The 19565-nt window shown below is 69.2% G+C and carries 17 protein-coding genes; 6 read left to right on the top strand and 11 right to left on the bottom strand.

Annotated elements, in window-relative coordinates; all coding sequences use genetic code 11:
• Window positions 1–16 precede the first annotated feature (16 nt).
• Both HT102_RS01565 and hisG read left to right on the top strand, forming a co-directional pair.
• On the top strand, window positions 17–280 hold the full coding sequence (locus HT102_RS01565; protein ID WP_192037649.1) for a phosphoribosyl-ATP diphosphatase: 264 nt from the start codon (window positions 17–19) through the stop codon (window positions 278–280).
• A 50-nt stretch (window positions 281–330) separates the two neighbouring features.
• Complete coding sequence (gene hisG, locus HT102_RS01560) at window positions 331–1179, top strand: ATP phosphoribosyltransferase (protein ID WP_192037648.1); 849 nt, start codon at window positions 331–333, stop codon at window positions 1177–1179.
• 15 nt (window positions 1180–1194) lie between these two features.
• Here the strand turns inward: hisG and HT102_RS01555 are convergent, their stop codons facing one another.
• From HT102_RS01555 to HT102_RS01535, 5 genes are all read right to left on the bottom strand, one after another.
• Window positions 1195–1836 carry a TetR/AcrR family transcriptional regulator gene (locus HT102_RS01555; protein WP_192037647.1) on the bottom strand — a complete coding sequence of 214 codons (642 nt, stop codon included), beginning with the start codon at window positions 1834–1836 and terminating at the stop codon, window positions 1195–1197.
• 121 nt (window positions 1837–1957) lie between these two features.
• The gene (locus tag HT102_RS01550; RefSeq protein ID WP_192037646.1) at window positions 1958–2767 is read right to left on the bottom strand and encodes a thioesterase family protein; all 810 of its coding nucleotides are present in this window, start codon (window positions 2765–2767) and stop codon (window positions 1958–1960) included.
• Window positions 2768–2810: 43 nt separating this feature from the next.
• Window positions 2811–3680: an SDR family NAD(P)-dependent oxidoreductase gene (locus HT102_RS01545; RefSeq protein WP_192037645.1), complete on the bottom strand. Its 870-nt coding sequence runs from the start codon at window positions 3678–3680 to the stop codon at window positions 2811–2813.
• Between the two features lie 34 nt (window positions 3681–3714).
• Entirely contained in the window at window positions 3715–4821 is a 1107-nt protein-coding gene (locus tag HT102_RS01540) for a DUF6670 family protein (RefSeq protein ID WP_192037644.1), read from the bottom strand.
• Window positions 4818–5753 carry a sterol desaturase family protein gene (locus tag HT102_RS01535; RefSeq protein WP_192037643.1) on the bottom strand — a complete coding sequence of 312 codons (936 nt, stop codon included), beginning with the start codon at window positions 5751–5753 and terminating at the stop codon, window positions 4818–4820. Before HT102_RS01535 ends, HT102_RS01540 begins: the two co-directional genes overlap by 4 nt.
• 97 nt (window positions 5754–5850) lie before the next feature.
• Here HT102_RS01535 and HT102_RS01530 point away from each other — a divergent pair, with 97 nt between their 5' ends.
• The gene (locus HT102_RS01530) at window positions 5851–6453 is read left to right on the top strand and encodes a TetR/AcrR family transcriptional regulator (protein WP_192037642.1); all 603 of its coding nucleotides are present in this window, start codon (window positions 5851–5853) and stop codon (window positions 6451–6453) included.
• 47 nt (window positions 6454–6500) lie between these two features.
• Here the strand turns inward: HT102_RS01530 and HT102_RS01525 are convergent, their stop codons facing one another.
• The 5 genes from HT102_RS01525 to HT102_RS01505 all read right to left on the bottom strand — a co-directional run bounded on the left by HT102_RS01525 (window position 6501) and on the right by HT102_RS01505 (window position 14805).
• A complete protein-coding gene (locus tag HT102_RS01525; protein ID WP_192037641.1) occupies window positions 6501–7394 on the bottom strand; it encodes an ATP-grasp fold amidoligase family protein in 894 nt (297 codons plus the stop codon).
• Entirely contained in the window at window positions 7391–10714 is a 3324-nt protein-coding gene (locus tag HT102_RS01520; RefSeq protein WP_192037640.1) for a non-ribosomal peptide synthetase, read from the bottom strand. Before HT102_RS01520 ends, HT102_RS01525 begins: the two co-directional genes overlap by 4 nt.
• Entirely contained in the window at window positions 10711–11922 is a 1212-nt protein-coding gene (locus tag HT102_RS16225; RefSeq protein ID WP_192037639.1) for a cytochrome P450, read from the bottom strand. The genes HT102_RS01520 and HT102_RS16225 overlap by 4 nt, the downstream gene beginning before the upstream one ends.
• 7 nt (window positions 11923–11929) lie before the next feature.
• A complete protein-coding gene (locus tag HT102_RS01510) occupies window positions 11930–13816 on the bottom strand; it encodes a non-ribosomal peptide synthetase (RefSeq protein WP_192037638.1) in 1887 nt (628 codons plus the stop codon).
• A 194-nt stretch (window positions 13817–14010) separates the two neighbouring features.
• On the bottom strand, window positions 14011–14805 hold the full coding sequence (locus HT102_RS01505; protein WP_333473259.1) for a RecB family exonuclease: 795 nt from the start codon (window positions 14803–14805) through the stop codon (window positions 14011–14013).
• Between the two features lie 170 nt (window positions 14806–14975).
• Here HT102_RS01505 and HT102_RS01500 point away from each other — a divergent pair, with 170 nt between their 5' ends.
• On the top strand, window positions 14976–15803 hold the full coding sequence (locus HT102_RS01500; protein WP_192037636.1) for a tRNA (adenine-N1)-methyltransferase: 828 nt from the start codon (window positions 14976–14978) through the stop codon (window positions 15801–15803).
• 96 nt (window positions 15804–15899) lie between these two features.
• Window positions 15900–16835 carry a patatin-like phospholipase family protein gene (locus tag HT102_RS01495; RefSeq protein WP_192037635.1) on the top strand — a complete coding sequence of 312 codons (936 nt, stop codon included), beginning with the start codon at window positions 15900–15902 and terminating at the stop codon, window positions 16833–16835.
• 239 nt (window positions 16836–17074) lie between these two features.
• Here the strand turns inward: HT102_RS01495 and HT102_RS15760 are convergent, their stop codons facing one another.
• Window positions 17075–17632: an endonuclease domain-containing protein gene (locus HT102_RS15760; RefSeq protein ID WP_333473230.1), complete on the bottom strand. Its 558-nt coding sequence runs from the start codon at window positions 17630–17632 to the stop codon at window positions 17075–17077.
• Window positions 17633–18160: 528 nt separating this feature from the next.
• On the opposite strand from HT102_RS15760, the gene HT102_RS01485 reads away from it, so the two are divergent.
• Entirely contained in the window at window positions 18161–19399 is a 1239-nt protein-coding gene (locus tag HT102_RS01485) for an APC family permease (protein ID WP_192037633.1), read from the top strand.
• Window positions 19400–19565 lie beyond the last annotated feature (166 nt).

Below are 19565 nucleotides of genomic sequence, written 5' to 3'. Positions count from 1 at the left end.
GCCACAATAGGCGGTCGTGAAGACTTTCGACGCGCTGTTCGCGGAGTTGCAGGATCGTGCCGCCGCCCGCCCCGAGGGCTCGGGCACCGTCAAGGCGCTCGACGCTGGCGTTCACGCCCAGGGCAAGAAGGTCCTCGAGGAAGCGGGCGAGGTCTGGATCGCGGCCGAGTACCAGTCCAACGAGGAGCTCTCCGAGGAGATCTCCCAGCTCTTGTACTGGGTCCAGGTGCTGATGGTCGGGCGCGGACTGTCCCTCGAGGACGTCTACCGGCATCTCTGAGCGTTGCCTCCGCCCCCACCACGACCGCGAGAACCGAAGGAACGAATTCCATGCTGCGCGTTGCTGTCCCGAACAAGGGAGCCCTGTCCGAGGCCGCTGCCGAGATCCTCGCCGAGGCGGGCTACCGCAGCCGCTCGGACAGCAAGGACCTCACCGTGCTCGACCAGATCAACCAGGTCGAGTTCTTCTTCCTCCGGCCCAAGGACATCGCGATCTATGTCGGCTCCGGCGAGCTTGATCTCGGCATCACCGGGCGCGATCTCGCCGCCGACTCCGGGGCACCCGTGCGGGAGCGCCTCGCGCTCGGCTTCGGCAAGTCCACCTTCCGCTCTGCCGCGCCGCAGGGGCGCGACTGGACGGTCGAGGAGCTCGAGGGGCTGCGCATCGCCACCTCCTACCCGAACCTGGTGCGCGCCGACCTCTCGCGGCGCGGCATCAACGCCACGGTGATCCGGCTCGATGGGGCGGTGGAGATCTCCATCCAGCTCGGTGTCGCCGACGCCATCGCGGACGTCGTGGGTTCCGGGCGCACGCTGCGCCAGCACGATCTTGTCGCGTTCGGCGAGACCCTGTGCGCCTCCGAGGGGGTTCTGCTCGAGCGGGAGAGCGATGTGCCCTCGACGCCAGCGCGCGATCAGCTCGTCGCCCGCATCCAGGGCGTGGTGTTCGCGCAGCAGTACATGATGCTCGACTATGACTGCCCCAGGGAGCTGCTCGAGCAGGCCACCGCGATCACGCCCGGGATCGAGTCGCCCACCGTGGCGCCGCTCGCAGATCCAGGGTGGGTGGCGGTGCGGGCCATGGTCTCGCGCCGCTCCGTGAACAATGTGATGGACGACCTCGCGGCGCTGGGCACCAAGGCGATCCTCGCCTCGGACATCCGGTCCTGCCGCTTGTAGGGAGCCTGGGGCCGGCTAGCTGACGCGCTGGGCGAAGCCGTCGATGAGCAGCCCCACCTTGTTGTCGAGCCTGGCGCGGCCGTGCCAGAGCGTCTCGTCGGATAGTGCGTCGGAAAGCACGCCGGGGCGAACCCAGTCCTCCCGTGCTAGATCGCGGATGGTGCCGCCACCATCGACGGGCACATCGAGCCGTTGCGCGGCCGTGAACGTCGTGAGGGTCAGGTCACCGATCAGCTCGATCGCCAGGATCGCATCGCGCGGAGTGAAACCCTGTGCAACGAGCCCCCCGACGAACTTCTCGGCGAGGGCAGTCATTTCCTCGGGGGAGCGGGTCGCCGTGAGCATGGTCTCGGTGAGGCCGGGGTAGCGCTCCAGCATGTCCCAGGTGGTCCCGGCGAGCTGCGGCAGCATCGTGCGCCAGGGCTCCTCGGGGGCGGGCCAGGGCATGGAAGCGACCGCCTGCCCGATGCAGGCCAGCATCAGGGTGCTGCGGTCGGCGTAGTAGCGGTAGAGCGCGGAGTGCGACACCCCGAGGCGGCGTGCGACGGCGGGCATGGTGGCATCGAGCAGGCCTTCCGCGAGCGCGGCGGCCACGATATCGTGCTCGTGCAGCACTCTCGGCCGACCGGACTTCTTCCTGCTCGGTTCATCTGCCATGGGGAACAACCCTAGTGCGGCAGCGGGTGGCGATGTGGCGATCGCGCGACTGCTGGCACGAAATGTTACCGAGCCGCAGGGTCGTTCAGCGCTTCGAGCGGGGCGTTGACCTGCCGGACCGCTAGCGGCGACGCACGAGCAGCGTCTGCGCCGAGCGCCCGAGCGGCCCGCTCGCGTCATGGAGCGTTGCCGCGCACATGCCGATGCCATCCGGGCCGACGGAGGACTCCGCGGAAACACCCACCCAGTCGCCCACGGGCTGCCGGTACAGGTGCACGGTCAGGTCAGTGTTGAGGTAGGTCCACTTGCGGATGTCGAGCTTGGCGCCGAGCCCGTTCGCCGAGTCGACCACCGCGAAGAGGCGCTGCAAGGGAGACATCGGCTCGTCTCCGACCAGTCGCACGAGCGGCCGCCCCCAGAACTGCCCCGGCCCGGTGCCGCCGGGCTTGTTCAGCAGCACCCACTCCACCATGTGCACGTAGCCGGGCGGGAAGAACTTGGCCGGATCAGCATCTCGTCCGGTATCGCGATGCCTCATGGCCTCGTCGTGCACGATGGTGGAGCCGCTGGTGTCCGCGGTGGCCAGCCGCCAGGCTTGCGCGGTCGCTACCGCCCGGAACGTTCCATCGTCCTGCTTGGCCTCGAGCTCGGCCCGCAGAAGCTCGACCTTAGTGCCCGGGCGCGTGACGGAGGCGCGGACGCGGCACTCGGTGAGCGGGATGGGCCCGAGGATATCCACCGCCACGCGCGAGAGCCGGGCATCGTCGCGCGGCCCGCAGCGCTCGAGCGCGCGCACGAGCAGCGCTGCGGGCGGGGAGCCATGCTGCATGCTCGACGACCACACGCTCACCGTCGAGCTCGTCGGCTGGACGTGCTCCCACTCGGTGTCGTCCTGCCCGTCGAGGGGCAGGTAGAACGGCTGCGCCATCATGGTGCCCACCCTATCGCCTGGACGCCATGGGGCCGAGCGGGCACTAGATGCCCATGCGCCACACCAGGGCGTCCACCGCGCGGGGGGAGAACGCCCCGATCGCGCGGAGCACGTGGGCGTAGCGCGGGTGCACCTCCACGGGCCGCGTGCGGATCGCGTCGATGATCCATTCGGCAGCGCGCTCGGGGCTGATCGCCGGCGCCGAGGCGTACTTCGCGGTCGGCGCGATCATCGCGGTGCGGACCAGGGGGAACCCGATAGTGGTGACGTCCACGCCCTGGGGCCTGGTCTCCGCGGCCAGGCTGCGGCCGAACGCGGCGAGCGCGGCCTTCGAGGCGTGGTAGGCGGTGAACAACGGCATGGACCCCGCGGCGACGCCCCAGGTAGCGACATTGACGATGTGCCCGGAGCGAGCCTCGAGCATGGACGGCAGCAGCGCCATCGTGAGCCGCGCCGCACCGAAGTAGTTGATCGCGATGGTCCGCTCGTAGTCATGGAAGCGATCGGCGGCGTCAGCACCACTGCGACGGATGGAGCGGCCGGCATTGTTGACGAGAACGTCCACCCGCCCGTGCAGGGCGAGGATCTCGGTGGCCAGGCGCGCGGAATCCTCCGCGCTCGCCAGGTCGCCGGTGATCGCCTCCGCGGAGCCACCGGCCGCGAAGATCTCGGCGCGGACCTCGTGCAGCGCCTCGGCGCCCCGGGCGATGAGGACCAGGGTGGCGCCGCGCGCGGCGAGGGCGAGCGCGGCAGCCCGGCCCACCCCGCTCGATGCACCGGTGACGACGATGACCCTGCTCTCGATGGCCTGCCGCCGGGAGCGGTCTAGGCGCCCGGGGAGGACGGAGCGAACGGTGTCACCGAGCCGCCGGGGCGGATCGAGCAGGTAGTTCTTCGCGGGCTTGCTGGTCAAGCGCTTGGCCTTTCGCTAGTCGTGGCGCAACGGGTCATGCGGTTGGTGGCCCGGGGCGGCAATCGATCCACTCCAGATAGCCGGTGGTGGTGATGGGCCTGCCGCGCCATTCGCCCTCGTAGGTGCACGCCGCGACATAGCCGCGGCCGTGGCCGTAGCGCGGCTCGGAATCCACCCGCGCCACGAAGTGCCCCACGATCTCGCCGGCGTCGAGACTCCGCACGGTCCATCTCATGAGCTCAGGGATCCGCATCTTCCGCCCCAGCGGATCGACGGCAGGCGCTGCCCGGTGCTCGAGCACCTCGAAAGCGACATCGTCGTAGACCTCGGCTGGCGCGTCGAGCGATCGCAGGTGCGCCAGCCGGCAGGCGGTGGAGCCCGCGGCCTGCACATCGGTGAGCAGCAATTGCGTGCGCTCATCGAGATTGACGATCTGGTAGGTAAAGAAGTCCACGGGGAGCTTCGCTGCTTCGGGCAGTGGTCGCGCCGTCAGCGCCTGGGGGGACATGCAGCGGGCGTACTCGACCGTGCACAGGTCCGAGATCGAGGTGGTGCCGCGCTCGTCGGTGATGGTGCCGGTGACCGTAGCGAGCAGGCTGAGGTGATCGTACGGGGGAGTCCGCACGAACCAGGAGGCGTGATTGGTCGCCACGACCTCCAGTTCCACCGCGAGATGCTCGTAGCGGCCGCGCGCCTCGTAGCGGGGATGGCGTGCGGTGATGGTGAGGTGCTCTCCCCAGGAGAGCACGGTCCCGTCCTCGCGGAAGCCGCAATCACGCTGCGAGTCATACGCCTGGTAGTGATGATGCGGACCGGTCGCCGTCGTGGACAGGACGGTCGCGGTGTCGCGGGCGTCGGGCATCGCGAGGTAGTCATTGTCGAAGCACCGGGTGCCGGTGGCGCCGATGAAGGTCATCGTGTTCAGGAACCGGTAGGGCTCGGGCAGGCGCGGGAGGAAAACCCCGTAGTGCGTCCACGCCCAGCGGCGTGACTCCGCGTGCGGTCGCATCAGCGTGGGCTCATCGAACGGCCGCGTCGAGAAGGACATGCGTTGATCGAGGCGGGGCGCCACATGATCGAGCAGCAGGCGGGTGCCGAGCCCGAGCGCTTTCTCCGTGAGATCTCCAGCGAGGGCACTCATGCGCTTGCCTCCTCTGCCTGCTGGTTGGCCACTACAGTGGCCTGTTGTGGCTTCCATCCGGGCGGGGCGAAGATGAACCCGAGCTTATCGCGCCAGGATCGGGCCGAGCGCACGTCGCGAAAGATGTTCCCGTACTCGTGGTACTGGAGCTTGAGAACGTTGTACGTGCCCACCGGGGTGGTCAGCCCGTACCGGGGGCGGTGCAGCTCCTCCTGGAACGTGCCTAGCAGGCGATCCCAGACGATCAGCACGCCGCCATAGTTCTTGTCGAGGTACTCGGGGTCGCTGCCGTGGTGCACGCGGTGGTGCGAGGGAGTGTTGAGGACCAGCTCGAACGGGCGGGGGAGCTTGCCGATCGTCTCGGTGTGGACGAAGAACTGGTAGACCAGGTTGAGCCCGAACGCCACATAGATGGTCCAGGGGGAGAAGCCGAGGAGGGGGAGCGGGGCCCAGAAGATCGCCTCGGACCAGGGGTTCCACTTTTGCCGCAGCGCGGTGCCGAGGTTGAAGTACTCGGAGGAATGGTGGGCCTGGTGCGCGGCCCAGCCGATGCGCACGCGGTGCGAGAAGCGGTGATTGCAGTACCAGGCGATGTCAACGACCACGAAGAGCAGGACCCAGTACCACCAGGTGTCGGTGGGCAGGTGCCAGGGCGCGAGGTAGGTGAACAGGAAGACGAACGCCACCATGGTGAGCAGCTTGAAGATCGCCATGAAGACCAGCGCGCCCGCGCCCATGCTCAGGCTGGTGCGGGTGTCGATGCCGAGGTGCCCGCGAGGCGGCGGGGCTGCCTCGCGCTCGGACTCGGCGATCCCGGCCTCGTGGTGGTGATGGTGCCGCAGCGCGATCGCCTCGATGCCCATGAAGATGGCAAACACGGGCAGGGCGTAGAGGATCGGGTTCTCGATCTGCTGCCAGATGTCGTGGAGCATCGTTGCGCCTCTCAATTGACCAGTTCGTAAGTTACTATTTAGTCAAATGAGGGTGGTCCCGTCAACCCCTCTCCCCTCGAATGCTTGGATAGAGGCCATGGCCACAGCCGGAACCAAAGGAGTCCCGCGCCCCGAGAGGGAGCGCCAGATCCTCGACGTCGCAGCCCAGCACATCGGCCGCGTCGGCTACGCAGGGCTATCCCTCGCCGAGATCGCCCACCAGGCCGGAGGCTCCAAGCCCCTCGTGTACGGCTACTTCGGCACGAAGGACGGCCTCTACACCGCCTGCGTCGAGCGCGCCGCGACCATCCTCGCCGAAGCCATCGAGCAGGCCATCACCAGCACCGCCAGCCTCGAGATGGCACAACACACGCTCGACGCGCTCTTCGCCGCCCTCGAGCCACGCCCCCACGACTGGAACGTCCTCTTCGACCGCTCCGCCCCCCGCGGCGGCCCCGCCGGGGATGCCGTGCGCATCGCCCGCCGACGCATCGCCCACCAAGCAGCGCAGGGAATCGCCACGGTCTTCGACGCCACCGGTATCACCGACCCCAACGATCTCTCCGCCCTCACCGACGTCTGGATGGGAGCGGTGACCTCGCTCGTCAACTGGTGGCTGCGCCACCCCGAGCAGACCGCCGCGGAGATGAGCGCCCGCAGCAAGCGGCTCATCGACGCGCTCGCCACCGTGCAGCGCTGACCGGCGCGAGCGGCGCGGGCTACGGGTATGGGGCTACGGGTATGGGGCTACGAAGCCCGGCGCGCCTCGTGGAGCGCGAGATCCGGCAAGGTCCACCAGCTGCCGATCTCGGCGTCGGCCTTGCCGCGGGGGCTGTAGTCCGACATCCCGCTGCCCGGATACGGTGTCGTCTCGCCGAACCACACGACGCCGTCGTGGTCGTACAGGTCGACGCGGAGGAAGTCGAAAGGACCACCGATCCGCGCAGCGATCGCCAGCATCCGGTCCAGGCTGTCTGGACGAGGCATCGGCGCGCCCAGCTTCTTTCGCGCGCAGATATCGAAGGGCTTCCAGTCCGGCGTGTAGGTGTTGATGGTTCTCCCGGCATCAACACTCGTCATCACCAGGCGCGGAACCCCATCGAACACGAAGAACTTGAAGTCGCACGGGGGAGAGCTGCCATCCCCGATCAACTCCTCGATGATGAACATCGGCCGGGCATGGCTATAGGCCCATTCGCCGCCGAGCTCCCAGCTCGGGTTCTCCAGCCAGCCCTGGGTGCGAGCGACGAGATCATCGATATCTGGCGCGCCCTCGCCGAGAATCACGATTCCGGAGGAACGGTGATTTGGCTTGAGCACCCAGCGGTGCGGAAGCGCGATGCCCGCGAGCTCGCGCAGGTCCCGGCCGCTCCACAAGGTGCGGGGCACTCTCACGAGGTCCCCGGCGCTCTGCCAAGCTAGCTCCTTCATGCGGAGCTTGTCGCACGTGCCCGCGAGCAGCTCCCGCCGGTCCCGCAGAATGCGCCAGTTCACCTTCTCGGTGAACGTGCGTGGATGACGGAGCCGAGGAGGACGCCCCATCGCGAGGAGGTACCCGTAGGAGCGGCGTGCCGTCACCGGCATGGCCCGCACTACCGCCAGGTGCGCTTGTGCCAGGCATCGCGTCGCAGTGGAGATCATGATGGCGCAGTTCCTTTCGTCGCGGGCGCCCGGTATGGACCATCATCCGGAGACCCTGTGCTCGCCTCGACGAGGTGCGCGAGAGTGGCTATCGTCGTCCCGCGCTCGAGGAAGTCCGCGAGCGGCACGTGCGCTCCGAGCTCGCTCTCGACCCGGGAAACGACGCGCGCGGCCAGCAAGGAATGACCACCAACGTCGAAGAATGTCGCGTGCAAGTCGGTCACGGCGGTCCCGGTGAGGCCTGACCAGATGCGTGCCAGCTCGCGCTGCACCGGCGTCCACGGCCCCTCCGGCATCACTTCCTCGGCCCCCGTCCCGCCGATGTCCATGCCCGACCAGCCGACCTGGTCTGGCAGCGCGGCGCGATCGAGCTTGCCGCTCGGGAGCCTCGGGAGGGCGGGCAGGACAACCCAGGCCGTCGGCACCATGTATTCCGGCAGGCGCGCGCGCAGCCAATCGCGCAGCCCTGCCGCGCCCGGATCCGCGCTGCTCACGACATAGCCGATCAGGCGTGCCTGACCGTCATGGCCGGGTCGCACGGCCACCGCCGCCGCATCGACGCCTGGATGCTCGGTGAGCGCGGCCTCGATCTCTCCCGGCTCGATGCGGAAGCCGCGCAGCTTGATCTGGTCGTCGAGCCGACCGAGGTGCTGCAACCGGCCATCAGCCAGAAGACGTCCACGATCGCCGGTGCGGTACGCCCGGCCACCCTCGCTCGACGGGGCAAGGCCGTCAGGAACGAATCGGCTCGCGGTCAGGCCCGGCCGATTGATGTAGCCGCGCGCGATACCGCGGCCAGCGATCACGACCTCGCCGGGAACCCCTGTGGGCAGCAATCTCCCGTCCTCATCCATGACCAGTATCCGGGTTCCCCGCAGCGGGAGTCCGACGGTAACCGGTTCGCCCGCCGCGACGAACCCGCCACCCGCATACACAGTCGCCTCGGTGGGGCCCCAGCCATTCCACACGCCGCGGCAGCGCGCGTGCAGCTCGGATGCCAGGGCATCGGGCAGGCTCTCGCCGACGCTGCCCGCGATCAGATCACGCTTTCCCTGCCACCCGGCAGCCAGGAGCGCGGTCCAGGCGGTCGGGGTCGCGCAGAGCAACGTCGGCGAGGACTGGTCGATCAAGCGGGCGAGCAGCCGCGGATCCTGGATCTGCTCGCCGGTCGCGAGGATGAGCGTGGCACCGGCGACGAGGGTGGGGAAGATATCGCCGACCGACACATCGAAGGTGTACGAGCTCACCGACAGCACCCGATCCTGCTTGTCCAGCCCGAGCGCGCGGGGCATCGCGTCCACCAGGTGCGCGAGATTGCCGTGCTCGACCTGCACGCCCTTGGGGGCTCCCGTCGACCCCGAGGTATAGATGACATATGCCAGGTCCGGCGCCATGCACCCGGGACGCGTTCGTCCACGGCGCGCAGGACAGTCCGCCGCATGCTCGATCACCAGGACTGCCCTGCCCTCCTTGGGCACGGCGTCGCGCGTGGCCTCATCAGTGAGGATCACTCTCGCTCCGGCGTCGGCCATCATGAACCGGGCGCGCGAGGCGGGGTGGGTCTTCTCCAGTGGCAGGTAGGCGGCGCCGGACATCATGATCCCGAGCAGGGCCGGGACCAGATCGATCGTGCGGCCGAGAAACACCGCAACGACATCGCCCCGGCCCACGCCCTCTGTCGCGAGCAGATCGGCGATCTGCTCTGCCCGCTCCACCATCCCGGAGTACGTCAGCTCCTGCCCGCCCACTTCCACGGCTACCGCATCGGGCGCGAGGGCGGACTGCTCTGCCACCAGGTCATGGACGGCACGGAACGCTCCGGGCGGCACTGCGGGATTGAACACCCCGAGCTGCTCGCGGCGATCGGCAGCATCCGGGCCCGCGATCTCACCGAGCGCGCGATCGGGCTGCTCGGCAGCACACCGGAGAACCCTCAGGAGATGCTGCGCCATGAGCCGGGCCGTCGCATCGTCGAACAACGCCGAATCGGCGATCAGCCGACCAGCGATCGATCCATCGGGCTGCTCGTCGAGCTCGACACTGATGTCGCAGACAGCGCTGACCGGAACGTCGGCGAGCGCGTTGTCCATCTGTGGGGAGCTCCAAGCAGGGTCGAGCGACGCGGGGGGCGGCTCCAGGGCGAGCAGAGCATTGAACACGGGGTTCGCGCGCGGATCGCGCGGTAGGTTGAGCGCGCGGACCAGATGGCTGAACGGCACCGCGCAGTCCAGCGCCGCGAGCACCTCGCCGCGGACCACCCCCACTAGCTGCTCGAACGACGCGGTGCGCGCCAGCGGCACCCGCAGCACGACCGTGTTGAGGCAGTAGCCAGCCACCGACGCGAACCGCGGGCGTCGAAGATCGCTAGCGATAGCGAAACTGGATTCCGCCCCACCGGCGTACCGGGCCAGCCAGAACGCATAGCCCGCGGCGACCGCGTGGAAGAGGCTCGCGCCGCGCCCGGCAGCGATCTCCCGCAGGCGCGCGACGGTCCGGGGAGCGAGGTAGAGAGGCACGGCGTTGCCAGCGAAAGCACGGCGTGCCGGGCGCGGATGATCGTGCGGCAGCTCCGGTGGCACCAGTCCCGCGAGGCGGCTGCGGCATTGGTCCACCCGGCGCGCGGCCTCTGGACCGCGGAGCCAGTCCTGCTCCCACGATGCAAAGTCGCGGTACTGCGCGGCGGGAGGGGGGATCGATGCCGCGATCCCCCTGGACCGCGCCTCGTAGAGGCGTATCAGCTCGGGAAGCACGATCGTATTGATGGTAACCCCGTCGAAGACGATGTGATGCGCCGCGAGGAACAGGTAATGATCGTCACGAGCCATCCGGACAAGGTGTGGCCGGAGCGGCGGCCCGGCCTCGAGGTCATAGGGGCGCAGGACGTCGTCGGCCACGAGTTCCCGCGCCGCTACCATCGCGTCCTCGAGGGCGAGCGAGCTGAAGTCAGCGATGGGAAGCTCATAATCACTCGGCTCGCTGACGATCTGGCACGGCTCGCCGTCGACGACGCCGAACGAGGTCCGCCACGCCTCATGGCGGCGCACGATCTCGTTGAACGCCCAGCGGAAAGCGTCAGCATCGAAGCCTCCGGTCTTGCGCAGGGTGACGATCTCGTTGTAGGCAACCGTGCCGGGCGCGTAGGTCGCGAAGTACCAGAGCTGCGACTGGGCAGCGGATAGCCGCAGCGGGCCCTCCTGCCAGGGGCCGGGGCTCGGTTCGGGGCGCGCGCTCCGATCGCCGGAATTGCCGAGGCCGCGCAGGCGGTGGCGCAACAAGGCCCGGCGCGCCTCGTCCAGGCCTGGGTCTCCTGCCGACGTCATGACTCCCACCTCACGCGCAGCGCGCTCAGGCTCCGGAACGCGTGGTTCGAGCGCCACCGGACGGACTCCTCGTCGAGCCTCGGTTCCGGCAACCGGTTCAGCAGCGCGTCCAGCGCGATCCGCGCTTCCAGCCTCGCTAGACCCGCGCCGAAGCAAGTGTGGCTGGACCAGCCGAACGCGAGGTGCCGGTTGTTGGGGCGGCGAAGGTCCAAGCGGTCGGGGTCGACAAAGCGCCGCGGATCGCGGTTGGCTGCCGCGAGGACGACCACGATGGTGTCACCGGCAGCTATCTCCTCGCCAGCGATGGTGGTATCCATCGCGGCGATCCGGTCGGTGTGCTGGCTCGGGCTCTCGAAGCGAAGGAGCTCCTCGATGGCCGAGGGCATCAGGGCTGGGTCCGCGCGCAGCGCAGCGGCAGCGATTGGATCCCGCAGCAGGGTCAGCGTGCCGTTGCCGATCAGCGGGGTAGTGGTCTCCTGCCCGCCGACCATGACCAGGATCAGGTTCGCGATGATCTCCTCCTCGGTCAGCCGGTCGCCGTCAGCGCGGGCCCGGAGCAGCGCCGCGATCAGGCCTTCGTCGGCATGGTCGCGCAGCGCATCGCGGAAGTAGCTGGTCATCTCGTCGATGCTGCTCATGATCGACGCAGCGTTCACGGGATTGTGCTGGAACGTTCCGAGCACATCGGCGAAATCACGCGACCACTTCTTCAGCAGGACATGATCGGACGCAGGGAGGCCGAGCAGCTCGGCGGTGACCATCGCCGGTAGCGGCTCGGCAAGATCAGCGACGATGTCCATCTCGCCATCCCCAGCGACGGCGTCCACCAGCGAGCCAGCGATCGCCTCGATGCGGGCGCGCATCGAGGCGACCCGGCGGGGGCTCAGCGCCGACGCCGCAAGCCCCCGCACCCGGCCGTGGCGCGGCGCATCAAGGAAGAGCATTTGCCGCAGCATCACTTCGGCCATCGGCACGAGCTTGCCCATTCCGAGCGCGAGCAGGGCGCTCGGCGTGGCGGCGCGCTCCGCGCTGAAGCGAGCGAGCGCCTCGGTCGCTTCCTGGTAGCGCGCGACCACCCAGACATGCAGGTAGGGATCCCAGGTCACGGGCGCATGCTCGCGAATGCGCGTGTAGAGGGGGTAGGGGTCGCTGAGCACGGCTGGGTCGAGCAGCGGGTACAGGCTGAGCGGAGCCCGCGCGGAATTCACGGTGCGCTCATTGCTCACGGGCCTCGGCGTCGCTGAGCAACGCTTCGGGCGGCATCCCGTCGATCTGCTCGATGATCAGCCGCTCCACCTCGATCGCCATCGACTCGACGGTGGGATTGTCGAACAACGCGAGCATGGTCATCTCCACCTCGAAGATCTCCGATATCCGGCCGATGAGCTGAGCCCCGAGCAGCGAATGCCCGCCGAGCAGGAAGAAGTTCTCGTCCACGCTGACCTCGGGCAGCCACAGCAGCTCGGCGACCAGATCGGCGAGCACTCTCTCCTGCTCGTTGCGGGGCTCCACCAGCGCCAGGCGGTGCGGATTCCTCCGCGATCGCGCGAACGAGACGGCGAGCTCCACGAGGGCGCTCTTGTCGACCTTGCCGTGCGCAGTGGTGGGCAGGTCGTCGACCTGCACGATCAGGCTCGGCAGCATGTGGTCGGGAAGGCGGGAGGAGGCGTGCGCGCGCAGCGCGGTGATGTCAATGCGCTCGCCCGGCTCGCCGATGACGAAAGCACACAGCCGCACGCCCCCCGGCCCCTGCGCCGGCACGACAACGCTGTTTCGCAACTGCGGATAGTCGTTGAGGGCATGAACGATCTCGCCGGGCTCCACGCGGTGGCCGCGGACCTGGACCTGCTCATCCGCCCGGTTGATGAACTCGACCGAGCCATCAGCGCCCACCCGTGCGCGGTCGCCGGTGCGGAAGGCCCGGACCGAAGGGTCCAGCGGGTCCGTGATGAAGCGCTGCGCGGTCTGCTCGGGAAGATTGAGATAGCCCCGGGCGACGCATGCGCCACAAACGAGGAGCTCGCCAGCCACGCCATCAGCGACCGGCTGGCCGCCCTCATCGATGACGCGGAGGTAGGAATTGTCGATAGCGCGACCAATCGGCGGCAGATCCGGCTGCCCCTCGCACGGTGCCTCGACGATGCCCGAGCAGGCCGTCACGGTCACCTCGCAGAGCCCGTAGTTGTTGACCAGCGCGAACGGCAGGCCCGGACGCGGACGGTGGTGCAGTACATCGCCCCCGGTATGGAGGTAGCGCAGCGCGGTCGAGCGGGGCCAGTCCAGAGCGATCAGTTCCTCGGCGAGCGGGGCAGCGACGAAGCCCTGGGTGATTGCTTCGGCGACGAGCCAGTCGCGCAGGCGAGGTGGATCATTCTTGATGGCCTCGTCGGCAACATGCAGGGATCCGCCCGACAGCAAGGTGGGCCAGATCTCGTTCGCCGACACATCGAAGCCTGGGTTCATGAGCAGCGTCGATCGATCCGTCACCGACTGCGAGAAAGCGCGAGCGTGCCAGTCCGCGAGATTGAGCAGGCCGTCCTGCTCGACCAGGACGCCCTTAGGGTTCCCGGTCGAGCCCGAGGTGTAGACGACATAAGCCAGGGATGCTGGGGCGGCGGGTCCCTGTGCGGCGGATTCCTCCTCGTTCCCGGCATCGCCCGGTGGGACGCGGGGAGCGAGCACGTGATCGGCCCGGAGGCGTCGGCCAACAGCCTGGTGAGCTACCAGGATGCTAGCCCCGCTGTTCTCGAGCATGTACTGCAAGCGGGCATCCGGCTGGGACGGATCGAGCGCCACATATGCCGCACCGCTCGCAAGAATCCCGAGCGCACCGACGACGAGGTCGACCGAGCGTGGAAGGCACAGAGCGACGAGGTCCTGCTCGCGAACGCCCGCGTTTCGCAGCCTGCCCGCGAGGGCCAGCGACTGCGCGACCAGGTTCTGGTAGTCCAGACTCTCGCCGCCCCCGCAGATAGCCAGGGCACGCGGCTGCTCAGATGCCCTCAGCGCGACCCTGCCCGCGACCCCTGCCCGCGGGGCCGGGGGGCTCGGGTGCGCCCATACCTGTGCTGCTGAATGAAGCGAAGCTCGCCGATCCGTCATATCTTGCTCCTCACGATTGCCCGGGGATACCCACGGACCCGTTCCTCCATACAGAACGTGCGAGGAAGTTCTCTCAAACTAGCCGCAGCGGACGATTAGGGCGTGCGACACGTCACAGCCCGGACAAATCTAGGCGGTCTGTCTCTTGCAGCCCGCTGCCAGGCCGTGGCGGGCCTGGGATCGCAGAGCGAGCGCTAGTCGCCCGGCCACCCTGGATAGTCAGGCGGCGTCCCACCGAACTCCGGGCACATCGCTTGGTGATCGCACCAGCCGCAGAGCTTGCTCGGGCGAGGCCGGAAATCGCCGGTCAGCCCGGCGGTCCGGATCGCGCCCCAGATCGCATCCAGCGTCCTCTCGAAGCTCCGCAGCTCGGCCTCGTCCGGACTGAGCGTCATCACCCCGCCATCGCCGAGGTACATCAGCTTCAACTGGTGCGGGATCACCCCGCGCGTGCGCAGCAGCATCAACGCATAGAACTTCATCTGGAACAACGCGCTGCCCGCATAGAGCTGCCTCGGCGCCCGGCCCGTCTTGTAATCCACCACCCGCACCTCGCCGGTGGGGGCGACGTCAATGCGATCCACGAACCCCCGCAGCCGCACGCCGTCACCGGTCTCGGCCTCCACGAACAGCTCGCACGACTCCGGGTCGAAGCGAGTGGGATCCTCCATCGTGAAGTACCGCTCGACCAGTCGCTGCGCCTCCCGCAGGAACCCCTCGCGGTCCTCGCCGACCAGCTCGATCACATCAGGATCATCGGCCACCAGCCGCTCGAAAGCAGGTTCCAGCAGCTCGATCGCCTGCTCCTGGCTGCGTCGTGGGCGCGGCAACCCATAGAGCGACTCGAGCGCCGCATGCACCAGCGTGCCCCGCGCCTGCGCCTTGCTCGACGGCTCCGGCAACCGGTCGATCGCGCGGAACCGGTACAGCAGCGGGCACTGCTTGAAATCGTTCGCCCGCGACGGCGACAGCGACAGCGGCTTGCGCACCACCGATGCGGTGGCAGCGCGCGCGGTCGAGGCGTCTTGCGGGACGGTGGCCTGCTGCGGCGTCGGGGAATCCATGGTGACCAAGGATAGGCGCGAGCACCGACAACACCCGCGTTCCCCGCGACGGTGTAGTGTGTCACGGTCACGTACCAAGGGAGGATACCCCCAGCATGAGCACCAGAAGCGGACCATTCCGCGAGGGCGACCGGGTCCAGCTCAGCGACTCGAAGAACCGTCGCTACACGCTGCTGCTCAAAGCCGGGAGCGAGTTCCACACCCACCGTGGCGCCATCCTCCACGACGACCTCATCGGCTCCGAGGAAGGCAGCGTCGTCAAGTCCAGCAACGGCACCGCATACCTAGCCCTGCGCCCCCTGCTCACCGACTACGTGCTCAAGATGCCACGCGGTGCCCAGGTCATCTACCCCAAGGATGCCGCCCAGATCGTCCACGAGGGCGACATCTTCCCCGGCGCCCGCGTGCTCGAGGCCGGAGCCGGATCCGGCGCGCTCACCTGCTCGCTGCTGCGCGCTGTCGGACCCACCGGCGAGGTCATCTCGTACGAGATCCGCGACGATCATGCCGAGCATGCCGTCCGCAACGTCGAGAACTTCCACGGCGAGATCCCCGAGAACTGGCACCTCACCGTCGGCGACGTGTCCGAGTTCACCGGCCAGGTGGATCGCGCCGTGCTCGACATGCTCGCGCCGTGGGAAGTGCTGCCCGCCGTCGCCAAGGCACTCATCCCCGGTGGCGTCCTCATCGTCTACGTCGCCACCGTCACACAGCTCTCCCGCGTCGTCGAGGGGCTCCGCGAGCAACAATGCTGGACCGAGCCCAAGTCGTGGGAGTCCCTCGTGCGCGAATGGAACGTCGTCGGCCTCGCGGTACGGCCCGAGCACCGCATGCAGGGCCACACCGCGTTCCTTGTCTCCGCCCGCCGCCTCGCCGACGGCGTGGTCGCGCCCAAGCCCCAGCGGCGCCCCAGCAAGGGATAGCCGCCAGGCCCCGGCCACCCCGGCCGCGCCGGCCACCCCGGCCGCGCCGGCCACCCCGGCCGCGCAAGAAGCAGTCGGAGGTGCCACACTGGCCCGGTGACGCCGGCACCTAGCAGGCACCCCGTCCTCGAGCTGCTCGCGCGACGCCGCGCGGGCCACACCGACAACCATCGCCTTGCCCTCGCCATCGAGGGCGGCGGACCGCGCGGCGCCTACTCGGCGGGCATGCTCACCGCCCTCGGCGCGCACCGATTCCTCCCGCGCTTCGACGCCCTCTACGGCTCCTCCGCCGGGGCATTCAACGCCGCCTGGGCGCTCGCCGACCAAGCTGGGCTCGGCGCGGCCGCCTACTCCGACCCCGCCGTCCTCCCACACCTCTGGCGCCCCCGCAATCTCCTCGGCCGTGGCGCGGTCGTCGACACCCACCACCTCGCCCGCACCGTGTACACCCGCGTCATCCCGCTCGACTACCAGCGCATCCTCGACAACCCCACCAGCTTCCACCCCATCGCCACCGACGCGGACACAGGCCTCGCCGTGGACCTGCACCCGCGCATCACCGACATCGCCAGCCTGCAGCGCGCCCTCGCCGCCACCGCGAACCTCGTGGTTCTCGGCGCGCCCCCCATTCCCATCGACGGGCACCGCTACATCGACGCGGGCGTGGCCGAACCCATCCCATACCGCAGCGCTGTATCCCACGGCGCGACGCACATCCTCGTGCTCCGCACCACCCCAGCGAGCAGCACACCCTCCCGGATACCCGTCCACCAGCGCGCCTTCATGCGGGCATGGCTGGCTCGACGCGCGCCCGGTGCGCTGCCCGCCTGGCTCGATCGCTACGAGCACGAGACCGCCGACGACGACATCCTCCACCAGCACAGCACCAACCCCGAGCTCGCCCCGCACATCCTCCAGGTCCGGCCACCCGACGGGGCCGAGCGCATCATTCGCCATCCCAAGCACCTCGGCGGCTACCGCGAGGCCGTCCACCTCGGTGCCGTGGCCATGCACGACATGCTCGCGGAATAGCAGCGCGGCCTTGATGGCTTTGGTGGCTTTGGTGGCTTGTGCCGCTTTCGTGGTGGAAACCTTTCCCGCTCAGAGGAGGAAAAGTTTCCACCAGCGGCGGGGCCGGCGGGCGGACCACCAGCGGCGGGGCCGGCGGGGAACCACCAGCGGCGGGGCCGGTGGGCGGACCACCAGCAGCGGGGCCGGCGGGCGGACCACCAGCAGCGGGGCCGGGGGCGACATCCCGTTGCTCGTCCGCGCTAGCCAAGCCCAGGCGTCCTCCCGCGCGCGAGAGCAGCACGGATCTCGCCGAGCACCCCAGCCACATCATGCGCGAGCCGGTGCCAGTCGAACCGCAATACATGCCAGCCGGCGTTGACCAGGGTGTTCTGCCGCTGCAGATCGCGGGCGAACCGCTCGGCATCCCGGTGCCAAGCCCACCCGTCCACCTCGATCGCTACCCGTTCGCGCTCGAACGCGAGGTCGATCTCGAACCCGTGGGCGCGGACGTGCAACCGCCACCCGGTGATGCCACTTCCCCGCAGGACCCGCACGAGCATCCGCTCCGCCTCGGACGCCCCGCCGGTCGCGGCGATCGCGAGCATCCGGGCCGATCGGGCGCCACCGCGCCGTGGCAGGTTCCGCTCATGGGCCTGCATCAGCGACGGCAGCAAGGTGTGGCGCTGTAGCGCGCGGTCCAGGAATGCTGTGCCCCTGGGCAGCGTGATTGCCGTTTCGAGGATCGCGAGTTCCCGGGAGACCACGGCGACACCACGCGAGCGGGTCCGGTCAGCGGCCGGGATGTCTCGGCGCAGCACCAAGGCATTGCGAATGCAGGCTCGTCGATCACGCGGGATCACGACCCATGGAATGGCGGGCGGACTGTCGAGAATGCCGTGCCACCACGCCGCGGATGGCCCACGCGCCACCGCTCCTGGACCCGCCGCGAGCACAGCGGCACGCAGATTCGCTGCGGCGGTCACGGGTCGGTCAGCCGGCAAATACACCCCGGCGTGCAGGCGACGCCACTCGCCCGTGTCTAGGCGACCATCGATCTGGTGCCGGGACATTCCGAGCTCGAGCGCGCGAGACCTGGTGATCACCCCATCGTGGCTGGCGATCACCCGCGAAACCTTTTTCGGCAGCATGCCTGGTTTGACGCAAACCGGGGGCGGGTTGGTTCCGTTGGCCGCGGATTGGCAGCGAGCCGCTCTTGCTGGTGGAGAGTTTTCCCGATCTGGCCGGGAAAAGTTTCCACCAGCGGCGGGGCACCAGCGGCAGAGGGGCACCAGCAGCGGGGCGCTGGCTCCCTGCGCCGAGGCCCGGGCGGGACTAGCTTGTGTGGCATGGGAATCGGGGATGCGCGGCTGTCGCGGTCGCTGGGCGTGGTGGATTCGGTGATGGTGGGACTCGCCGCGATGGTGGGAGCGGGCATCTTCGCGGCATTGGGCCCGGCTTCGGCGGCAGCGGGGGATTGGTTGCTGGTCGCATTGGCCATCGCTGCGGTCGTGGCGTATTGCAATGCGCGTTCCTCTGCGCGACTGGCCGCGTTATATCCCGAGTCGGGTGGCACGTACGTCTATGGACGGGAGCGGCTCGGCCCGTTCTGGGGCTATCTCGCGGGCTGGGGCTTTGTCGTGGGAAAGACCGCGTCGTGCGCGGCCATGGCGATGACGGTCGGCGCCTACGCGTGGCCGGGCAATGCCACTGCGGTCGCGGTGCTGACGGTGCTGGTGGTGACAGCCGTGAACTATGCGGGGGTGCAGAAGTCCGCGCGCGCCGCCCGATTGATGGTGGGGCTCGTTCTGCTGGTGCTGCTGGGCGTGGTGGTGATCGCGCTGATCGATGCAGGCGGCCCCGCTTGGCCGTGGACTGGCACGGGTGCTGTCGGCGTGGGTGGCATCCTGCAGGCAGCGGGGCTGCTGTTCTTCGCGTTCGCGGGATACGCGCGCATCGCGACGCTCGGGGAGGAAGTGCGGGATCCGGCCCGGACGATTCCGCGGGCGATCGGGTGGGCGCTGGCGATCGCGCTGGGCGTCTATCTCCTGGTCGCGGTGGCGGTGGTGTCCGCGCTAGGCACTGACGGCGTCGCGGGCGCGGTCGATCCGCTGGCCCAGGCGGTGAGCTCGATACCGGGGGCGGAGGTGGTCGTCCGCGGCGGGGCGGTGGTCGCGGCCGCGGGCGCATTGCTGTCACTGCTTCTCGGGGTCTCACGGACGGTGTTCGCGATGGCGCGCGACGGGCATCTGCCCTCGGCGCTGGCATCCGTGCACCCGCGGTTCGGGGTTCCGCACCGCGCCGAGATGGCAGTGGGTGCCGCGGTGCTGGTGCTCGTGCTGATGCTCGACGTACGGGGTGCGATCGGGTTCTCGGCCTTCGCGGTGCTGTTCTACTACCTCGTGGCCAACGTGTCGGCGTGGACGCTGGATCGGTCGGCCCGGGCCCGGGTGGTGCCGCTGGCGGGCGCGTTGGGGTGCGTCGTCCTTGGCTTCGCGCTGCCGCTGGCCTCGGTGGTGGCTGGCCTGGTCGTTCTCGCGCTGGGCGCTGCGGTGTACGGGGCGCGACGGCGGAACGCCACGCGATAGTCCGCAGCGGCGGCCGGGCAGTTGGCCGCGCCCCGCCGTCGTCCGCTGCCAGTCGCGAGTGCCCGCCGCGAGTGTCCCGTGGGCGGTCCGGAGCGCCGTCGCCAGCCGCGGATCCCCGCCGCCAGCCACCAGTGGAAACTTTTCCCGGCTGGAGCGGGAAAAGTTT

Origin of the sequence: Lolliginicoccus lacisalsi (assembly GCF_014841105.1) — a bacterium.
GTDB classification, from domain to species: Bacteria; Actinomycetota; Actinomycetes; order Mycobacteriales; family Mycobacteriaceae; genus Lolliginicoccus; species Lolliginicoccus lacisalsi.
This window is presented reverse-complemented; position numbering and strand designations above follow the sequence as displayed.